This window comes from Pseudomonas sp. Snoq117.2, assembly GCF_900110545.1.
GTDB lineage: Bacteria > Pseudomonadota > Gammaproteobacteria > Pseudomonadales > Pseudomonadaceae > Chryseomonas > Chryseomonas benzopyrenica.
On the sequence record NZ_FOED01000003.1, the window covers coordinates 517130 to 536248 of the forward strand.

The window sequence follows — 19119 nt, forward strand, 5'->3', positions numbered from 1 at the left end:
GCAGCGCCCGCCGCATCCAGCCCATGCCTTATGTGCCTTGCAATGGAGGCACCGGTTCAGTCCCCCCCCCTTCGGAGGCCCCATGTCCGCCGTCATGCCCCTGGAACAGCCCGCCGCCCTCAGCCTGAGAAACATCGGCAAGAAATACGCCGGCATCGAGGTGCTGAGCGGGGTGGACGTCGATATCCAGCCCGGTGAAGTCCTGGCCCTGCTCGGCGAGAACGGGGCCGGCAAGTCCACCCTGTCGTCCATCATCGCCGGCCTGGTGCCGCCCGAGACCGGTGGGCGCATGACCTGGCTGGGGCGCGACTACGCTCCGGATTCTCCCGGCGCCGCCCTGGCCGCCGGCATCGGCCTGATTCACCAGGAAATCCGCCTGCTGCCGGAGCTGACCATCGCCGAGAACATGTTCGTCGGTCGCCTGCCCATGCGCGGCGGTCGCATCGATCGTACCTTCATGGAGTCCGAGGCCCAGCGCCAACTGGATCGCCTCGGCTTGAAGGTACCCGCCACGCGCACCGTGGCCGGCCTCAGTGTGGCCGCCCAGCAGCTGGTGGAGATCGCCAAGGCGCTGACCCTCAAGGCGCGCCTCTTGATCCTCGACGAACCCACCGCGGCCCTGGGCGGCGAAGAGACCGAATTGCTGTTCGCCCAGGTCGAGCGGCTCAAGGCCGAGGGCGTGTCCTTCATCTATATCAGCCATCGCCTGGAAGAGATCGCGCGGATCGCCGACCGGGTCCTGGTGTTGCGCGACGGCCGCCAGATCGCCCTGCACGCCACCGCCCAGGTGCCGGTGCGGCAACTGGTGGAAGAGATGGTCGGGCGCAGCGTGGAGCGCATCTTTCCGGCCATGGCCGCGCCCGCGGCCCGCGAGGTGCTTCGGGTGAAGGGTCTGAGCTGCCGCGAAATGCCGCTCAAGGACATCGACTTCAGTGTGCGCGCCGGCGAGGTGTTCGGCGTGGCCGGGGTGGTCGGCGCCGGCCGTACCGAGCTGGTCCGCGCCATAGCCGGCGCGGCCGAGCAGGTCACCGGCACCCTGGTGCTGGAAGGTCAGGCCTGCCGCTTCGCCAGCCCGTGCGAAGCCATCCAGGCTGGCATCGTGCTGGTGCCCGAGGATCGCAAGCAGCAGGGCGTGGTGGTCGACCATGCCATCGAGGAAAACCTCATCTATGGCAACACCGACCTGCTCGCCGCCGGTGGCTGGGTGTCCCCCGGTGGCCTGCGCGCCTTCGCTCGCAAGGCGGTGGCCCGGCTCGGCGTCAAGGGCCATCCGGAGCAGGCCATCGCCGCCCTCTCCGGTGGCAACCAGCAGAAGGTGATCATCGCCAAGTGGCTGGCGCGCAACCCCAAGGTCTTCATCCTCGACGAGCCCACCCGCGGCATCGACGTCGGCGCCCGCGCCGCCATCTACCAGGTGATCGCTGAACTGGCGGCCACCGGCATGGCGGTGATCGTGGTCAGCTCGGATCTCGACGAGGTGCTCGGCCTGTCGCACCGGGTCATGGTGATGAGCCGTGGCCAGCAGATGGGCATTCTCGAACGCGAACAGGCCACTCCGGTGGCCGTGATGGAACTGGCTACCGCCTGACTAGGAGTTTTCTCATGCGTCTCTTCGATCTCGGCGGCCAGACCGCCTTCGTCACCGGTGCCGGCAGCGGCATCGGCCAGGCCATCGCCGTCGGCCTCGCCGAGGCTGGCGCCAATGTGGCCTGCTTCGACCTGCCCGGCAGTCGCGACCTCGCCGGCACCGTCGAGCGCATCCAGGCCCACGGCCGCCGCGCCCTGGCCCTGGAAGGCTCGGTGACCAGCGCCGCTGACCTGGAAGCCGCCGTGGCCCGCACCGAGGCCGAACTCGGCCCCTTGAGCCTCGCCGTCAACAGCGCCGGCATCGCCAACGCCCAAGCCGCCGAGGAACTGGAGCTGGAGCGCTGGCAGCGCATGCTCGACATCAACCTCACTGGCGTGATGCTGAGCTGCCAGGCCCAGGCGCGGGTCATGCTGCCGCGCGGCAAGGGGGCCATCGTCAACATCGCCTCCATGTCCGGCAGCATCGTCAACCGCGGCCTGCTGCAGGCCCACTACAACACCTCCAAGGCCGGCGTCATCCACCTGACCAAGAGCCTGGCGATGGAATGGGCCGAGCGCGGCATCCGGGTCAACTGCATCAGCCCCGGCTACACCGCCACCCCCATGAACACCCGTCCCGAGGTGGCCGACCAGGTCAAGATCTTCGAGCAGACCACCCCGCTGGGCCGCATGGCCGAAGTGGAGGAAATGGTCGGTCCGGCGATCTTCCTCTGCAGCCCGGCCGCATCCTTTTGCACCGGGGTGGATCTGATCGTCGATGGTGGTTTCGTCTGCTGGTAACACGTCGCTGGCGATTCGGCACAGCCAGCCTGCGCCGGGCTGCCGCCAGACTTCAGGAGGTTTCACGTGGAACGTCGCTTCGCAGATCAAACCGTAGTCATCACCGGCGGTTGCCGGGGCATCGGCGAGGGTATCGCCGAGCGCTTCGGTCGTGAGGGTGCCAATCTAGTACTGGTGTCCAATGCCGAGCGGGTGCATGAGACCGCTGCACGGCTGGTGGCCGATACCGGGGCCGAGGTCCTGCCGCTGGTGGTGGACATCACCGACGAGGCGGCGGTGGCCGACCTCTATGCCCAGGCCGAAACCCGCTTCGGCCGCATCGACGTCTCGGTGCAGAACGCCGGAATCATCACCCATCGACGCCTTCGACCGCATGCCGCGCGAGGACTTCGATCGTATCCTGCAGGTCAACACCACCGGCGTCTGGCTGTGCTGCCGCGAGGCGGCCAGGCGCATGGTCGCCGCCGGACGTAGTGGACGCCTGATCAACACCAGCTCCGGCCAGGGACGCCAGGGCTTCATCTACACGCCCCACTATGCGGCGAGCAAGATGGGCGTCATCGGCATCACCCAGAGCCTGGCCCACGAACTGGCGCGCCACGGCATCACGGTCAACGCCTTCTGCCCGGGCATCATCGAAAGCGAGATGTGGGACTATAACGACCGGGTCTGGGGCAAGATCCTCTCCACCCCGGAAAAGCGCTATGGCCAGGGCGAGCTGATGACCGAATGGGTCGGCAACATCCCCATGAAGCGCGCCGGCACCCCGGCCGACGTGGCCGGCCTGGTGGCCTTCCTGGCCTCGGCGGACGCGGCCTACATCACCGGCCAGGCGATCAATGTGGACGGTGGCCTCATCATGTCCTGAGATCGCCCCCTGGGCGCCCAGGCCGCAAAAGCCTTGGCGTCCAGCGAGAGGCTGAGGGAAAATAGCGGGAAAATGCGCCTTTCTAACAGGTACGTGCCTGCTTTTCGGCGGTTCGTCATGGCCAGGCCGGCCTGGCGACCCTGGGCGCGACCTAGCCGCTGGTACCGGGAATCTGGATGAGTAACCTCGAAGAACAACGCCTGCTGACCAAGATCGCCTCCCTCTACTACGAAGAGGGACTCAAGCAGTCGCAGATCTCCGAACAGCTCGACCTGTCGCAATCCTTCGTCAGCCGCGCCCTGAGCCGAGCGCTCAAGGAAGGCATCGTGCGCATCTCGGTGCAGCGGCCACGCAATTTCCACCTGGAACTGGAGCGTCAGCTGCAGCAGCGCTACGGCATTCGCCAGGCCATCGTGGTGGAGCCCACCGGTGACGACGAAGAGGCCATCAAGCAGGCCATCGGCTCGGCCGCCGCCCACTACCTGGAAACCAGCGTCACCGAAAAGGACCACATCGGCATCTCTTCCTGGAGCTCCACCATCCGCGCCATGGTCGGCCACATGCATCGGGGCAGCAGTCGCCAGGGCGCGACCGAGGTGGTGCAACTGCTCGGCGGGGTCGGCAACAAAGGGGCTTTCGAAGCCACCCTGCTGACCCAACAACTGGCCAATCTGCTCGGTTGCCCGGCCTATCTGTTGCCGTCCCAGAGCATCGAGCAGTCATCCGAGAGTCGCCAGCGCATCCTGCAACTGGACGAGGTACGCGAGGTGACCGAACGCTTCGCCCGGCTCACCATGGCCCTGGTCGGCATCGGCGAGCTGGAGCCTTCGCAGCTCCTACGCAACAGCGGCAACTACCATGGCGAGGCCATGCTGGAAGTGCTGGCCGCCCGCGGCGCTGTGGGCGACATCTGCCTCAGGTACTTCGACGCCCAGGGCCGGCCGGTGCTGGACGACAGTGAAGAGACCGTAGTGTCGGTGGGTCTGCCGCAACTGCTGGAGATCGACCGCGTGGTGGGTCTGGCCGGCGGCCTGCGCAAGGTCAACGCCATCCGCGGCGCCCTCCAGGGTGGCTATCTGGATGTCCTGGTGGTGGATCTGCGCACGGCCCTGGCGCTGGTGCCTTGAGCGCACCGCGCCGCTGAGGCGGGGCACGCCTGCGCTGTCTTGTGCTGCCTACAAGCGGAACTGCCGCACCGCACCATTCAGGTCACCGGCCAGGCGCGCCAGGTCGGTGCTGGCGGCGGCGGTCTGCTCGGCCCCGGCGGCGTTCTGGGTCGACAGGTCGCGGATGCTGGTGAGGTTGCGATCCACCTCGCGGGCCACCTGGGCCTGCTCTTCGGTGGCAGCGGAGATGCTCAGGTTGCGCTCGGTGATCTGCACGATGTGGCGACCGATCTCGGCCAGGGCCTCGCCAGCGGCCGCGGCCACCGTCAGGCAGGCACCGGCCTGCTGATTGCTGGTGGCCATGGCGTCCACCGCCTTGCCCGCGCCACCCTGGATGGCGCCGATCATGTCTTCGATCTCACCGGTGGATTGCTGGGTGCGGGCCGCCAGGGCGCGTACCTCGTCGGCCACCACGGCGAAACCGCGCCCCGCCTCGCCGGCCCGCGCGGCTTCGATGGCGGCGTTGAGCGCCAGCAGATTGGTCTGTTCGGCGATGCCGCGGATGACGTCGAGCACCCCGCTGATGCGCTGCACCTGGGCGGCCAGGCCGTCGATCTCGCCGCTGCTGGAGGCCACGGCGGTGTGCAGGGCGTGAATGGTGGTCAGGGTCTCCTCCACCCGGCGCTGGCCGAGATCGGCCGAGGTGCGCGAATCCTGGGCGGCGGCGCTGGCGGCAGCGGCGTTGCGCGCCACCTCTTCCACCGCGGCGGTCATCTGGTTGACGGCGGTGGCGGCCTGGGCCAGTTCGTCGTTCTGCCGCTGGATGCCGCGCAGGCCGGTCTCGGTGACCGTCGACAGCTCATCGGACGTGGACGCCAGGGTGGTGGACGACAGGGTCAGACGCTCCAGGGTGCCGCGCAGGTTGTCCTGCATCCGCGCCATGGCTGCCAGCAGTCGGCCGGGTTCGTCACGCCCGTCCTGCTCGACCGACCGACTGAGGTCATTGGCGGCGATGCGTTCGGCCACCGCCAGGGCCTTTTCCAGCGGCCCGGTGAGACTGCGGGTGAAGCGCCAGGCCAGCAGCAGGGTACCGGCCAGAGCCGCCACCATCACCGCCACGGTGATGGCGATGGCGTTGTGGTAGCTGGCTATGGAAGCAGCGGCCAGACGCGTGACCTTGCCATCGACCAGCCCGGCGAGTTCGTTGACAGTGGCGCTCAGGGCGTTACCGCTGCGGGCCATCTCGCCGTCCTGACCGGCGAGCTTGAGCAACTCGGCGTCGTTCTGGTCGTCCAGCGCCTTGAGATAGCGATTCTGGTTGTTCAGGTAGGTGGCCAGCTGGCCGGTCATCCGGGTGTAGACCTCCCGCCCGGTGTCGGTGAGCAACAGGGCGTCGAACTGGCGCACGTGCTGCTCCAGGGTGGCCTTGGCCACGTCGATGGCCTTGTGCACGGCCTGAGTCTCGGCGTTGGAGGTCGCCAGCATCAGGCCCTGGTTGTGCATGCGCAGACTCAGCAGGTCGGCGCGGATCTCGCCGATGACCTGGACGCTGGGAATCACGTTGCCGACGATCTGCTCCTCGCCCTCCTTGATGACGCGATTCTGGCCCAGGGAAAACAGCCCGAGGCCGATCACCAGCAGGGCGAAGAAACCAAAGGCGACCAGGGCGCGCGGGGCGATGTTGAGGGAGCGTAGCTTCACCGGCAAGACCTCGAAAAAAAGATTAGCCTCCTCATGATCGGCCAAACGGCGCCAGGCTTTAGGGTTCACCGGCGCCGGATGGACGATTTATCGCCTAGGCCTCCCCCGCCTCGCTCAACCGCGTCTGCGCCAGACGTTTCGCGCCGGCCACGTCGGCCTTGCCGGTCCCCAGTTTCGGCAGGCTGTCCACCGCCAGCCAGGCCGAGGGCAGCAGCAGTCCGCTCACCCCCTGGGCCAGCAGCGTCTTTTCCAGCGCCGCGCCGTCCAGGGTGCCGGTATGCAGCACCACGATGCGCTCGCCCTTCCTGGCATCCGGCAGATTGACCGCCTGCAGCTCGATCTCCGGATCGGCCACCGCCCGCGCCAGGGCCTGCTCCACGGCGCCCAGGCTGACCATCTCACCGCCGATCTTGGCGAAGCGCGAATAGCGGTCGACGATGGTGAGAAAGCCGTCCTCGTCCAGCCGACCCTGGTCGCCGGTCACGTACCAGCGCTCGCCGTCGATCTCGCGGATCGCCTTGGCGGTGCGCTCGGGATCGTTCAGATAACCCTGCATCAGCTGCGGTCCGCCGATCAGCACCATGCCCGCCTCGCCGGTGGGCAATTCGGCGAAGGTCTGAGGATCGACGATCTTGAAGCCGGTCCCTGGCAGCGGCATGCCCACGGTGCCGAGCTTGCCGCCACGCTGCACCTGCAGGTAGCTGACGTCCAGGGCGTCGGGCAGGTTGACCGACGCCACCGGCGCGGTCTCGGTGGCGCCGTAGCCTTCGTAGATGTCTTGGTTGAACTTGAGCTTGAAGGCCTCGCGCACCGCCGGATCCAGGCGCTCGGCACCGGCCACCACGATGCGCAGACTCTCCAGCATCAGCGGATGCACCTTGGTGTTGCGCACGAACAGCCGCAGGAAGGTCGAGGTGCCGCAGAGCACCGTGGCGCGATGGGTGGCCACCGCCTTGGCGATGCCGGTCACGTCGGTGGGATCGGCCTGGCAGACCACCGGCACCCCCTCGATCAGCGGCAGGAACTGGGTCACGGTGAGACCGAAGGCGTGGAACAGCGGCAGCGAGGCCATGAAGACGTCGTCGTCCTGGGTGTTGAGCACGTCCGAGGTCTGCTTGAGATTGGCCATGAGGTTGCTGTGGCTGAGCATCACCCCCTTGGGCGTACCCTCGCTGCCACTGGAGAAGAGAATGGCGGCGGTGGCCGCGGGATCGTGGGCGCGGCTCACCAGCACCTGCAGCATGGCGGTGGGCAACAGCCGGACCGCCAGCCAGTTGGCCAGTAGTTCGGCCTTGCCGATGCCGGCGCGCAGCTCTTCCAGGTCCACCACCTCGCGTCCGGCGAGCAACTCCTCCACCGGCAGACCGCGCCTCTGCAGGCGTTCGAGAAAGCGCCGGGAGGTGTAGACGGTGCGGATGCCGGCCTGGTCCAGGCCAGACGCCAGGGCCTCGGGGGTGGCCGTGTAGTTGAGATTGACCAGGGTCTTGCCGGCCAGCAGCACCGCCATGTTGGCCAGCATGCCGCCACTGCTGGTGGGCAGCAGCAGGCCGAGATTGGCCTCGGGCTGCTTGCGCATCCGCCGCGCCAGGCAGGCAGCGCCGGTGAGCGCCTGGGCGGCCTTGAGCGGCGCGCCCAGGTCGTCCACCAGGGCCAGGCCGTTGGGTCGCCGCTTGACACTGGCCACCCAGGCGTCGGCCAGCGACGGCAGGCCCTGCATATAGCGCTCCCAGGAGCGAATCGACAACTCGAAGATCCGCCGCTTGAGCACATCGGCCGGAGTGTCCTTGGGCAGCGCCTTGCCAAAGGCCACCACCACCTCGCGGTGCAGCGGACTGTCGCGCAGCTCCTTGAGCTTGCTCGAAGAACGCGAGAACTGGCTGCCCCAGAGGCCGCGCAGATAGAAGGGCACGATCTGCACCTCCGGGCCGACCCGCTCGCAGGCCTTTTCATAGCCGCGGCGGAATTCGCCGAGCTGGCCGGTACGGCTGATGGCGCCTTCGGGGAACAGGCAGACCACCTCCCCCGCACTCAGCAGGCCAGCCACCTGCTCCAGCGCCGCGCCGGCGCCGCTGCCCTGGGCGATGGGCAGGCACCCCATCGCCTTGAGGAAGGGCTTCAGGTACCAGCGCTCATAGATCGACCTGAGCATCACGAAGCGTACCGGGCGCGGACTGGCGATCTGCACCATGGCCCAGTCCACCCAGCTGATGTGATTGCCCAGCAGCAGCACCCCGCCCTGGGCCGGCAGGTTCTGCAGCCCCTGGACCTGAATGCGGTAGTGACGGGTGACCATCAGGCCGAGCAGGAAACGCACCAGACTCTGGGGCAGTTTCCACACCGTATAGGCTCCGCCGATCAGGGCCACGGCGGCGATCAGCAGCAGTAGCCAGTGACTGTCCAGGCCGAGCAGGGCGATCACCGCGGTGAGCACCAGAAAGCTCAGCATGGCGACGTTCTGCACCCAGTTGTTGGCCGCCAGCACCGTGCCGAGCTGGTCCTCACGGGCATGGAACTGAATCAGGGCATTGAGCGGCACGATGAACAGGCCACCCATCAGCCCGATGAAAATGAAATTGAGCGCATGCACCAGGGCCGAACTGGGCGCCGGCAGCCACCACAGGCCAAGGGCGATGCCCAGGGCGCCCACCGGGATCAGCCCGGTCTCGATGCGCCCGCGCGAGGCCCGGCTGGCCAGGGACGAGCCGATGGCGATGCCGATCCCGGCGCAGGCCAGGATGCCCTGCAACAGCAGCACGTTGTCGATGCCCAGGTGATCCTTGGCATAGGCCGGAAAGCTCGCCAGCAGCACCTGGCCCACCGACCAGAACACCGCCAGGCCGATGATCGACAGGCGGATCACCGGATTCTCACCGATCACCGCCAGGTTGCGCCGGGCGGTCTGCAGCCGCAGATAGGCATGCCAGTCGAACGGCTCGCGCGGCTTGGGCTCTTCCAGCAGCGGCAGGCGATAGAGCAGCGCCACCTCGGCCAGGCTGCAGAGCACCAGCAGCCAGCCCAGCGGCGCGATGTCCTGCAGGATGGCGTGGGGCGTGGCGTGGTCTTCGCCTAGGTGCAGCTGGAAGAAGGCGGTGAAGACCACGGTGCCAGCCAGGATGGCGATGATGGAGTTGGCCTGCACCAGGCCGTTGCCCTCGGCCAGCCGCTGCTTGCCGAACAGCGCCTTGATGTAGCCGTACTTGGCCGGCGAATAGAAGGTCGCCTGGATGGCCAGCAACAGCGTCATGGCGAAGGCCAGTTCGAACAGCCCGGCATAGTAGGCCAGGGTGATGCCCAGGGTGATGGCCACCGCCGCCCAGCCGCCGAGCCGCAGCACCCGCACCTTGGCGAAGCGATCGGCCACATGGCCGGAGGGACTGAACAGCAGGATGAAGGGCAGCAGCATCATGCCGTTGACCAGGGCGGTCAGCACCACCTGGGTGGAACCGTCATAGACCTTGAACACGGTGTTCTGGATGACGATCTTGTGGCCAAGATCGACGAAGGCGTTGAGAAAGACGGCGATCAGGTAGGGCCAGGCCCCCTTGATCCGGTGCAGCTTGTCCATGCGGAGTCTCTTTCGAGCAGGGGAATCCGTAGCCTGAGTGAGACGCCCTGGCAGCGCAAGCAGCGCCACTGGTCAACAAATATGCGAATCAGGGCTATACAAGCTCGCGAAAGCGAGTATGGTGTGGGCACTGCTACTGCAATAGTTACTCGATACCTGCTTGATGTTGCTTCATTTTCATCTCCTGGCTCGTCTCACTCTCGCATTACAGTCCCGCTAGCGAATGTCTCGCTAACGTGGTTGTTCCCCCTACACCTGGAGATACTCATGTCCAATCGTGAAAATGGCACCGTCAAGTGGTTCAACGATGAGAAAGGCTACGGCTTCATCACCCCGGAAAGCGGCGCCGACCTGTTCGTGCACTACCGCTCCATCGAAAGCGCCGGCTTCAAGAGCCTGAGCGAAGGCCAGAAGGTCACTTTCGTGGCTGTCAAAGGCCAGAAGGGTATGCAAGCTGACCAGGTTCAAGTCGTCTAACGACTGATCCGGTTGCAGAAAGGCCCCGCTTCGGCGGGGCTTTTTCGTTTCTGGGATTTGGGTTTTGCGGAATCGTCCATCTCCGCTACAAAGACGCTGGCTGCCCAAACCACACAAAGCCTCAGGCGCGCCCAATGCCCCTCCCAGTAGGGCGAGCGCAATCGTTGCGTAAGGGGTCGAGCGGCATGGATGCCGCGAGAGTCGCGAGGGCCAGGGAAGGCCCTTCGCGGCGGGCCCCCTGGAGCGACGATGGAGAGAGCGGCCCCCGGCGCAGCCGGGGCCGGATGGCGGGGCAAGCGTTTTTGGTTACTTTTGTCCGGGGCGCGCAGCCGCGACTGGCAAAAGTGACTCGCCCGAGGGGGCTAAACAAGGGGTGGCCGCAAACCTCGATAATCAGCCAATCAGCCCAGGCATTGGCTCAGCCCTTGTCATACGCCCTTTCTAGCGCCTCGTTGAGTGTCCTCAGCACCTTAACCCGCGCGAATCGCTTGTCGTTGGCCTCCACCAGCGTCCAGGGCGCGATGGCGGTGCTGGTCTGCACCACCATGTCGTTGACGGCCTGGCTGTAGAGGTCCCACTTGTCGCGATTGCGCCAGTCGTCCTCGGTGATCTTGAATCGCTTGAAGGGCGTTTCCTCGCGGGCACGAAAGCGCTCCAGCTGGGTGTCCTGGTCGATGGCCAGCCAGAACTTGGCCAGCACGATGCCGGCGTCGTGGAGCTGCTCCTCGAAGTCGTTGATCTCGCCATAGGCCCGCTGCCAGTCGGCGACCGGTGTCAGCTCCTCTACCCGCTCCACCAGCACCCGGCCGTACCAGGAACGATCGAAGATGGTGAAATTGCCCAGGCGCGGAATGTGCCGCCAGAAGCGCCAGAGATAGGGCTGGGCGAGTTCCTCGTCGCTGGGCGCGGCCACCGGGACGATGCGGTACTGGCGCGGATCCAGGGCGCCGGTGACACGGCGGATGGCGCTGCCCTTGCCGGCGGCATCGTTGCCCTCGAAGGCCGCCACCAGGGCATGACGGCGATACTTCTTGTCGCGCAGGCGCCGCGCCAGGCGGGCCTGCTCGGCGAGCAGCTGGTCCTCGTAATCGGCCTTGTCCAGGCGCTGACTCAGGTCCATGGCCTCCAGCACGCCGCGGCCATCCACCGGCGGCGGCAGCACGGCGGCGGCCCGGCGCTGCTTGCGCGGCTTGTTGGCCAGGGCGCGCTGCAGCGCCTTGAGCAGCACGGTGCCGACGGTCAGGCTGCGAAAGCGCTCGTCGAAACCGGGCACCACGTGCCAGGGGGCGTAGTCGTGATGGGTCCGCCGCACCACCCGCTCGCCCTCCTTGACGAAGCGGTCGTAGACCTTGGCCTGGCGCCAGTCCAGCGGACTGAGCTTCCAGCCCAGGCGAGGATCGTTCTTGAGGTGCTTCAGGCGCTGCTTGAGCTGGGGCTTGGAAAGGTGGAACCAGAACTTGAGGATCAGCGCGCCCTCGTCGGCGAGCATCCGCTCGAAACGCTCCGCCTGGCCGATGGCGGCATCCAGTTCGACGCGACTGAGCGCCTTGTTGACCCGCCCATGCAGCATCTGGCTGTACCAGTTGCCGAAGAAAACGCCGGTCCGACCCTTGCCCGGCAGGCGCTGCCAGTAGCGCCAGGCCGGCGGGTGCTGGCGCTCCTCGACGGTGGGCTGCAGAAAGGTCTCGACGCGGATCAGGCGCGGATCCATCCACTCGTTGAGCAGCTTGACCGTCTCGCCCTTGCCCGCACCCTCGATGCCATTGATCAGTACGATCACCGGGAAACGGCCCTGCGCCTTGAGTTCGTATTGGGCGGCCAGCAACGCTTCGCGCAGCTTGGGCAGCTTGGCGTCGTAGGTGGCCTCGTCGAGCAGGTGTTCGTTTTCGGCGGCTTCGAACATCCGGATCTCCTCGCTCTGGTGGTCGGGCAACTATAGCCCTTCTGACCGGCCTGGCGGCAGGCGGTGCCCGCTGCTAGATCTCATGAAGGAAATATGACGTTTAGATGAAATTTGGCATCTCCTGCTGTCGTGGAGGTCTTTCTTACCGTTACGCTCCCGCGCAGCGCGGGTCTGCAGTCCACCTATTGAGGAGAGTTCGATGGCCTTTCGTTTCGATGCGCGGCAAGCAGCTGACGAGGAAGTCCGCCGCGTGGTGACGGATCGTCTGGTACAGGCTGAGACGTCCCTGGCGAGCGGTACCCCCAAAGGCGTCCACGAGACGCGCAAGCGCCTCAAGGAACTACGCGCCCTCTTGCGGCTGTTGCACGGCGCCCTGGGCAAGCGTGCCTTCGCCAGTCGCAATCGGCGCCTGCGCGACCTGGGCCGCCAGCTGTCGTCGCTACGCGACAGCGCCGCCCTGGTGGAAAGCTGGGACAAGCTGGGTGAGTCCGACCGCAAGAGGTTCGCTTCGCCGGCCATGAAGCGGGTGCGCCAGCGCCTGCAGGAGCGCGCCGACCAGCAGATCGCCGCGGCCAGCGGCCATCCCGAGTTGCTCGAGGAACTGACCGCCCTGCGCGAGGAAGTGGCCGGCTGGAAGCTCTCCGGCAAGGGCTTCGGGCTGTTCGCCCGTGGCCTGGAAGACAACTACAAGGCCGGGCGCCAGGCGCTCAAGACCGCCCGCGACAAGCCCACCGACGAGACCCTGCACGACTGGCGCAAGCGGGTGAAGGATCACTGGTATCACACCCAACTGCTGGCCGCGGCCTGGCCGGCGGAATTCAAGACGCGCCAGAAGAGCCTCAAGCGTCTTTCGGAATACCTGGGCGACGATCACGACCTGGCGGTGATGCAGCTGTTGCTGGAAAGCGAGCCGACGCTGTTCGGCGCCAGCAATACCCGCCTGGCGATTGGCGAGAGCCTGGCCCAGCAGCGCGAGCGCTTGCAGGCGAAGGCCTTTTCCCTGGGCCTGCGTCTCTATCTGGACAAGCCCACCGCCCTCGCCGAACGCTGGCGGGACCTCTGGCGATTGGCCAGCCGCCCCTATGAGTCGCGCAAAGCCAAGCCCAAGAGCGCCAAGGCCCCTGCCGGGCTGTTGCCACACCTGGTCGAAGAATCGTCAGTCTAACGCCTGGGCCAGACGGATCTGTCGCACGTGGTGGTGGTCCAAGGTCAGGACATACCACCACGACGAGGTCTCGCGATGAAATCCAAGCTGCTCGCTTCCCTGTTTGCCTGTTCCGTCCTGGCCAGCACCGCGGCCCTGGCCGACCAGCCCGGCGCCGACTGGATGCCCATGAACGACGTCAAGTCCAAGCTCATGGAGCAGGGCTACACCTCGATCACCAAGATCGAAGCCGATGACGGTCAGTGGGAAGGTGAAGGCATGAAGAAAGATGGTATGAAGTATGACTTCCATGCCGACGCCAAGACCGGCAAGATCACCAAGGAAAAGATGGACATGTGATCTCTCGGGGACCTGGCCGTAGCGCCGGGTCCCCCTTCGCGCCTGCCGTCTCTTTCCCACACCCTCTTCGTCCGGTCGGCCCTTCCTGAGCCGCCCTCTTCGTCACCTAGGAACCCCCATGTACAGTACCGCTTTGGTCGAGCTGCTGCGCACCCACGAGCGGGCGCTGCTCGACGCCTGGATCGGCGCCCAGCGCGCGGCCGGCATGCGCATCGACCTGCTCGACGAAACCACCATCCTGGCCAACTCCGCCGAGCTGTTGCGGCGCATCACCGTGGCCGCCGCCCAGGGCCTGGGTGATCTGCGCGAGCCGCACTGGCAGCCGGTGCGCGCGCTGCTGGAGCGGTTTTCCTTCGACCAGAGTCGTGCCGGCCTGACGCCGTCGCAGACGGCGACCTTCGTCTTCTCGCTCAAGGAGCCGCTGTTCACCCTGATCCAGAACGAATGCGACGATCCCCTCGCCGAAATCTGGGCCGCCACCCGGCTGATCGACGACCTCGGTCTGTACAGCATGGAAAGCTATGTGAACGGTCGCGAGACGGTGATTCGCGAGCAGCAGGAAAGCATGCTGGAACTGTCCACCCCGGTGGTGGAACTGTGGGACGGCATCCTGGCCATCCCGCTGATCGGCGCGCTGGACAGCAACCGCACCCAGGTGGTGATGGAGTCGCTGCTGGAAAAGATCGTCCAGACCGAATCGGACCTCGCCATCATCGACATCACCGGCGTGCCCACGGTGGACACCATGGTCGCCCAGCACCTGCTCAAGACGGTGACCGCCGCCAGGCTGATGGGCGCCCAGTGCATCATCAGCGGCATCCGCCCGCAGATCGCCGCCACCATCGTCCATCTGGGCGTGGACCTGGGCGATGTAATCACCAAGGCGTCGCTGGCCGATGCCTTCCGCCTGGCCTTGCGCCAGCAGGGCGTGCGCCTGGCCGCCCCCGCCAAGGGCTAGGAGCGCGCCATGATCGACCGGATTCCGATTCTCAAGCTCGGCCCCTTCCTGCTGCTGAGCATCCAGGTGGACATGCACGACCAGCTGGCGCTGGACCTGCAGGAAGACCTCACCGAGCAGATCGTCCGCCACAAGGCCAAGGGCGTGCTCATCGACATCTCGGCCCTGGAAATCGTCGACTCCTTCATTGGCCGGATGCTGTCCCACATCGCCCAGGTCTCGCGCATCCTCGATGCCAAGGTGATCGTGGTCGGCATGCAGCCGGCGGTGGCCATCACCCTGGTGGAACTGGGGCTGTCGCTGGAGGGCATCGCCACGGCGCTGAACATGGAAAAGGGCATGCGCCGGCTGGAAGCCATGGTCGCCGCGGACGAATCGCTGGAGGAGTCAGAGGGTGGCGAAGACACAGACGCTTCCACTCCGCCAGGAGACTGACATCGTGCTGATCCGTCAGCAGGTGCGCAAGGTCGCCGAAGCCATCCGCCTGGGCCTGATCTCCCAGACCAAGATCGTCACCGCGGCCAGCGAGATCGCGCGCAACGGCCTGGTCTACGGATTGGGCGGCGAATGCCTGATCGAGGAGACGGTGCGCGCCGGCAAGCCGGCGATCCGCCTGGTGATCCGTGACCAGGGTCCGGGCATCGCCGACCTCGACCGCGCCATGGTCGACGGCTACACCTCGGGCAAGGGCCTGGGTCTGGGGCTGTCCGGTTCGCGGCGGCTGGTGGACGACTTCCACATCGAGAGTCAGCCCGGCCAGGGCACCACCGTCGAGCTCTGGAAGTGGCGATGAACGACCAGCCGTGCAGCCTGGTGCTGCCGGTGACCACCACGGTCCATGTCGATGCCGCCCGGCGCGCCCTGGTCCGCCTGGCTGGCACCGTCACCACCGACGAAACCCTGCTCGGGCGCCTGACCATCGTCGCCCAGGAGCTGGGCTACAACCTGGTTCGGCATGCCGGACATGGCGAACTCCTGGCTACCCTGAGCGGCGAAGGCGTGCTCGATGTCCTGGCGGTGGATCGCGGCCCGGGCATGCACGACGTCGCCCGCTGCCTGAGCGATCACTACAGCACGGCCGCGACGCTGGGTGCCGGCCTGGGGGCGATCCGCCGGCAGGCCGATGTGTTCGACATCCATTCGCGACCCGGTCAGGGCACCGTGGTGCTGGCCCGCTTTCATCTGGCGGGCACGCCCAGCAGCCGGCTGCAGCATGGCGCCCTGTGCACGCCGCACCCCGAGGAAGAGGTCTGCGGCGACACCTGGGCGGTCAGCGGGCGCCGCCTGCTGGTCTGCGATGGCCTGGGACACGGCCGGCAGGCCGCCACGGCCAGTCGCCGGGCGCGAGAATTGTTCCTGCGCCATGGCGCGCACCTGCCGCTGCAGCGACTGATGGAGAACCTGCACCAGGCGCTGATGGACACCCGTGGCGCCGCCCTGGCCCTGGCCGAGCTGGACCCCGATCAGGGCCAGGTGAGCTTTTGCGGCATCGGCAACATCGCCGGGCGCCTGCTCGGCAACACCTCGCGCAGCCTGGTGTCCAACAATGGCACCCTGGGCTACCGGATCGGACGGATCCAGACCTATACCTACCCCTGGACACCCGGCACCCTGCTGGTGCTGAACTCCGATGGACTGACGTCCAAGGTAGGCCTGGGCGAGCACTCCGGGCTCGGGGCGCGCCATCCGGCGCTGATCGCCGCCCTTCTGCATCGCGACTTCCGGCGTTCCGCCGACGATGCCACCGTCTTGGTACTCAAGCATGTCTGACGTCTTGCCCCTGCTGACCCTCGCCCTGCGCAGCGAGCAGGACATCGTGCACTGCCGCCAGGCCGCCAAGCGCCTGGCCGCGGCGCTGGAATGGCCGGTGCTGGAGCAGATCCGCCTGGCCACCGCGGTCTCCGAACTGGCGCGCAACATCCATCAATACGCCGGCAGCGGGCATTTCGACTTCGCCCTGCTGCGAGACGACGGCCAGCGCATGCGCGGCTTGGAGGTGCGGGCGGTCGACCAGGGCCCGGGCATCGCCGAGATGGACGCCATCCGCGCGGGCAGCTATCGCTCCAACACCGGCATGGGTATCGGCCTGCGCGGCGCCCAGCGGCTGTTCGACGACTTCGACATCCAGACCTCCCCCGCCGGCACCCGCATCACCGCCCGCAAGTACCAGGCGCCACGGCCCTTTCCCGACGCTGACCTGCTCCAGGCGCTGACGGCCGACCTGCAAGGCAGTCCGCCACCGGATCCCTATCAGCAGATCCGCCTGCAGAGCGAAGAACTGCTGCTGACCAACACCGAACTGCAACTGCGCCAGTCGGAGCTGGAGGTCACCAACAAGGAACTGGAAAACACCAACCAGGGGGTGGTGGCGCTCTATTCCGAACTGGAAAAGGCCACCCAGGAACTCAAGGAGGCCAGCGAGGCGAAGACGCGCTTCTTCTCCAACATGACCCATGAATTCCGCACCCCGATCAACATCATCGAGAACGTCGCCAAGCTGCTCGCCAGCGGCGTGGACGGGGCGCTCAATGCAGAACAGCAGCGCCAGGTGCGCTTCATCAGCGATGCGGCGCTGGAACTGGCCAATCTGGTCAGCGAGCTGCTGGCCCTGGCCGAGGTACAGTCCGGTCGCCTGACCATCGTGCCCCAGCCCTTCCCGCTGGGGCCCTTCGTCGACCGCCTGGAACAGTTCGCCGCCGCCCTGGCGCCGCGCTATCCCCAGGTCAGTTTCAGCGTCGCCCCGCCGCCCGCCGAGGTGCTGCTGGATACCGACGAGAGCCGGCTGTTCCAGGTGCTGCGCAATCTGATCTCCAACGCCTTCAAGTACACCCCTCGGGGCCAGGTGCGCATCCAGGTGTTCCAGCCGGACGACGCCAGCCTGGAATTCCTGGTGGAAGACAGCGGCATCGGCATCGCCGCCGCGGATCAGCAGAAGATCTTCGAGGAATTCGAGCGGATCCGCTCGCCGCACCTGACCCATATCGAAGGCACCGGCCTGGGCCTGCCCCTGGCGCAACGCCTGGCCGTGCTGCTGCGCGGCGAGCTGTCCCTGGACAGCGAGGTCGGCCGCGGCAGTCGCTTCACCCTGCGCCTGCCGCGCCACTACGCCAACCACCGCGCTGCCGAGCCGGAACCCGATCTCAGCGGCCTCACCGTGCTGGTGATCGAGGACAACGAAGGGGATCGCTATCTGGTCCGTCGTACCCTCGAACGGCTCAATCCGGTGCTGCTGGAGGCCGACAGCGCCCGCAGCAGCCTGGATCGGCTCAATGCGGTACGCCCGGACATCATCATCCTTGACCTCGACCTGCCCGACATCAACGGCGAGGATCTGCTCGCCAGCATGGACTGGAGCATGCACCGACGGGTGCTGATCAACACCGCCCAGCCCCTGGACGAGGCGGGTCGCCAACGTCTGCAGGACTACTGCCACGCCATCCTGTTCAAGCACGCCCCCGATCACGCCGAGCGGCTGCTGGCCGAGGTCTGTGCGCTGGCGCGGAGCCTGTCCGATGACTAGTGCCCAGCGCCGTATCGTCATCATCGATGACACCGAGGCCAATCGCTATGTGCTGCGCAAGATCCTCGGCAGCCAGACCCACTACGAAGTGCTGGAAGCGGCCAGCGGTGCCGCTGGCCTGGCGCTGATCGACGAATCCGTCGAACTGGTGATCATCGACGTCAATCTACCGGACACCACCGGCTTCGAGCTGATCCAGGCCATCGAGCACAGGTGCGGTTGGGGTCGGCTGCCGGCCATCATCAACATCTCGGCCACCTTCGTCTCCGGCAAGGACAAGGCCCAGGGCTTCAACACCGGCGCCCAGGCCTACCTGACCCACCCGATCAATCCGGAAGAGGTGCTGGCCACCGTCGGCGCCCTGCTCAAGGCCAGCTCCCGGGTCGGGCACATGGAGCAGCAGCGCAATTCGGCCATCGCCCGCAGCGAGAACCTGCAGGCGGAAAAGGTCATGCTGGAACGCTTCATGAGATCGCTCAACCACGACCTGCGCTCGCCGCTGACCGCCGCCACCATGGTGGTCAACCTGATGCAGCGCAGCCCGGCGCGACGCACCGACGATCTGCTGCAGACCTTGCACGACAACCTGCAGCGCATGAACCAGATGATCACCGACGTGCTCGACATCAGCCACATGAGCCTGGGCGGCGGTGTCCGTCTCAGCGGCGATCCGCTAGTGCTGGGTCCGCTGCTGAACGACGCCGCGGCCAATCTACGGCTGCAATTCGGCAATCACCTCGAGCTGCAGCTGGAGACCCCGGCGCTGGAGGTGCTGTGGGACAGATACGCCTTCCTGCGCATCTTCGACAACCTGGTGCTCAACGCCGCCAAGCATGGCGACACGGGAACGCCGATCCAGGTGCGGCAATGGCTGGCTGGCGATCAGGTCATGCTGGAGCTGCGCAACCTGGGGCAGTTTCCCGACGAGGTCCTGGCCAACCTGGCCACGCCCTATTTCATCTCCACCCGCAGCGACAAGCGCGGCTGGGGCCTGGGACTGCCCATCGTCAAGGCGCTCAGCGAAAGCTTTGGTGGCGAGGCGCGCTTCGCCAATGGCGCGGGCGAGGTGATCATCACCCTGCACCTGCCGCTGCGCCTGGCCTAGCGCAGCGCCTAGGGACCGGATGTAGGTGGAGCTGAGACAGCTCCA

The 19119-nt window shown here is 66.7% G+C and carries 15 protein-coding genes and 2 pseudogenes; 13 read left to right on the plus strand and 4 right to left on the minus strand.

What is annotated here, in order from left to right; translation table 11 throughout:
* Positions 1 to 82 precede the first annotated feature (82 nt).
* The 4 genes and pseudogenes from BMZ43_RS11795 to BMZ43_RS11810 all read left to right on the plus strand — a co-directional run bounded on the left by BMZ43_RS11795 (position 83) and on the right by BMZ43_RS11810 (position 4362).
* A complete protein-coding gene (locus BMZ43_RS11795) occupies positions 83 to 1588 on the plus strand; it encodes a sugar ABC transporter ATP-binding protein (protein WP_093253712.1) in 1506 nt (501 codons plus the stop codon).
* A gap of 14 nt (positions 1589 to 1602) precedes the next feature.
* The gene (locus BMZ43_RS11800; RefSeq protein WP_017641537.1) at positions 1603 to 2367 is read left to right on the plus strand and encodes an SDR family oxidoreductase; all 765 of its coding nucleotides are present in this window, start codon (positions 1603 to 1605) and stop codon (positions 2365 to 2367) included.
* A gap of 66 nt (positions 2368 to 2433) precedes the next feature.
* A pseudogene (locus BMZ43_RS11805) lies at positions 2434 to 3235 on the plus strand (SDR family oxidoreductase).
* Between the two features lie 176 nt (positions 3236 to 3411).
* Complete coding sequence (locus tag BMZ43_RS11810) at positions 3412 to 4362, plus strand: sugar-binding transcriptional regulator (RefSeq protein WP_093253719.1); 951 nt, start codon at positions 3412 to 3414, stop codon at positions 4360 to 4362.
* A gap of 48 nt (positions 4363 to 4410) precedes the next feature.
* Here BMZ43_RS11810 and BMZ43_RS27360 read toward each other — a convergent pair whose 3' ends face one another.
* The 3 genes and pseudogenes from BMZ43_RS27360 to BMZ43_RS11820 all read right to left on the minus strand — a co-directional run bounded on the left by BMZ43_RS27360 (position 4411) and on the right by BMZ43_RS11820 (position 9607).
* Positions 4411 to 5283 (minus strand): methyl-accepting chemotaxis protein, encoded by an 873-nt coding sequence (locus BMZ43_RS27360; RefSeq protein WP_371913877.1) that lies wholly within the window; start codon positions 5281 to 5283, stop codon positions 4411 to 4413.
* Positions 5269 to 6111, minus strand: a pseudogene (locus tag BMZ43_RS27365) (MCP four helix bundle domain-containing protein); the annotation flags it as partial. The pseudogene BMZ43_RS27365 and the gene BMZ43_RS27360, both read right to left, overlap by 15 nt.
* A 25-nt stretch (positions 6112 to 6136) precedes the next feature.
* Positions 6137 to 9607 carry an acyl-[ACP]--phospholipid O-acyltransferase gene (locus BMZ43_RS11820; RefSeq protein ID WP_093253727.1) on the minus strand — a complete coding sequence of 1157 codons (3471 nt, stop codon included), beginning with the start codon at positions 9605 to 9607 and terminating at the stop codon, positions 6137 to 6139.
* A 267-nt stretch (positions 9608 to 9874) separates the two neighbouring features.
* On the opposite strand from BMZ43_RS11820, the gene BMZ43_RS11825 reads away from it, so the two are divergent.
* On the plus strand, positions 9875 to 10084 hold the full coding sequence (locus BMZ43_RS11825; protein WP_007160189.1) for a cold-shock protein: 210 nt from the start codon (positions 9875 to 9877) through the stop codon (positions 10082 to 10084).
* A gap of 418 nt (positions 10085 to 10502) precedes the next feature.
* Here BMZ43_RS11825 and pap read toward each other — a convergent pair whose 3' ends face one another.
* Complete coding sequence (pap, locus tag BMZ43_RS11830; protein ID WP_093253731.1) at positions 10503 to 11987, minus strand: polyphosphate:AMP phosphotransferase; 1485 nt, start codon at positions 11985 to 11987, stop codon at positions 10503 to 10505.
* A 199-nt stretch (positions 11988 to 12186) separates the two neighbouring features.
* Here pap and BMZ43_RS11835 point away from each other — a divergent pair, with 199 nt between their 5' ends.
* From BMZ43_RS11835 to BMZ43_RS11870, 8 genes are all read left to right on the plus strand, one after another.
* Complete coding sequence (locus BMZ43_RS11835; protein ID WP_064307123.1) at positions 12187 to 13152, plus strand: CHAD domain-containing protein; 966 nt, start codon at positions 12187 to 12189, stop codon at positions 13150 to 13152.
* 75 nt (positions 13153 to 13227) lie between these two features.
* A complete protein-coding gene (locus tag BMZ43_RS11840; protein WP_007160186.1) occupies positions 13228 to 13491 on the plus strand; it encodes a PepSY domain-containing protein in 264 nt (87 codons plus the stop codon).
* A 118-nt stretch (positions 13492 to 13609) separates the two neighbouring features.
* Positions 13610 to 14449 (plus strand): STAS domain-containing protein, encoded by an 840-nt coding sequence (locus BMZ43_RS11845; protein WP_017641530.1) that lies wholly within the window; start codon positions 13610 to 13612, stop codon positions 14447 to 14449.
* A 9-nt stretch (positions 14450 to 14458) separates the two neighbouring features.
* Positions 14459 to 14884, plus strand: coding sequence for an STAS domain-containing protein (locus tag BMZ43_RS11850; protein WP_064307122.1), 426 nt, complete (start codon positions 14459 to 14461; stop codon positions 14882 to 14884).
* Between the two features lie 4 nt (positions 14885 to 14888).
* Entirely contained in the window at positions 14889 to 15242 is a 354-nt protein-coding gene (locus BMZ43_RS11855) for an ATP-binding protein (protein ID WP_093253734.1), read from the plus strand.
* Positions 15239 to 16219, plus strand: coding sequence for a SpoIIE family protein phosphatase (locus BMZ43_RS11860; protein WP_017641527.1), 981 nt, complete (start codon positions 15239 to 15241; stop codon positions 16217 to 16219). The genes BMZ43_RS11855 and BMZ43_RS11860 overlap by 4 nt, the downstream gene beginning before the upstream one ends.
* Entirely contained in the window at positions 16212 to 17969 is a 1758-nt protein-coding gene (locus tag BMZ43_RS11865; RefSeq protein ID WP_093253738.1) for an ATP-binding protein, read from the plus strand. The genes BMZ43_RS11860 and BMZ43_RS11865 overlap by 8 nt, the downstream gene beginning before the upstream one ends.
* Positions 17962 to 19074 carry a hybrid sensor histidine kinase/response regulator gene (locus BMZ43_RS11870; RefSeq protein ID WP_064307119.1) on the plus strand — a complete coding sequence of 371 codons (1113 nt, stop codon included), beginning with the start codon at positions 17962 to 17964 and terminating at the stop codon, positions 19072 to 19074. Before BMZ43_RS11865 ends, BMZ43_RS11870 begins: the two co-directional genes overlap by 8 nt.
* The last annotated feature ends 45 nt before the right edge of the window (positions 19075 to 19119 follow it).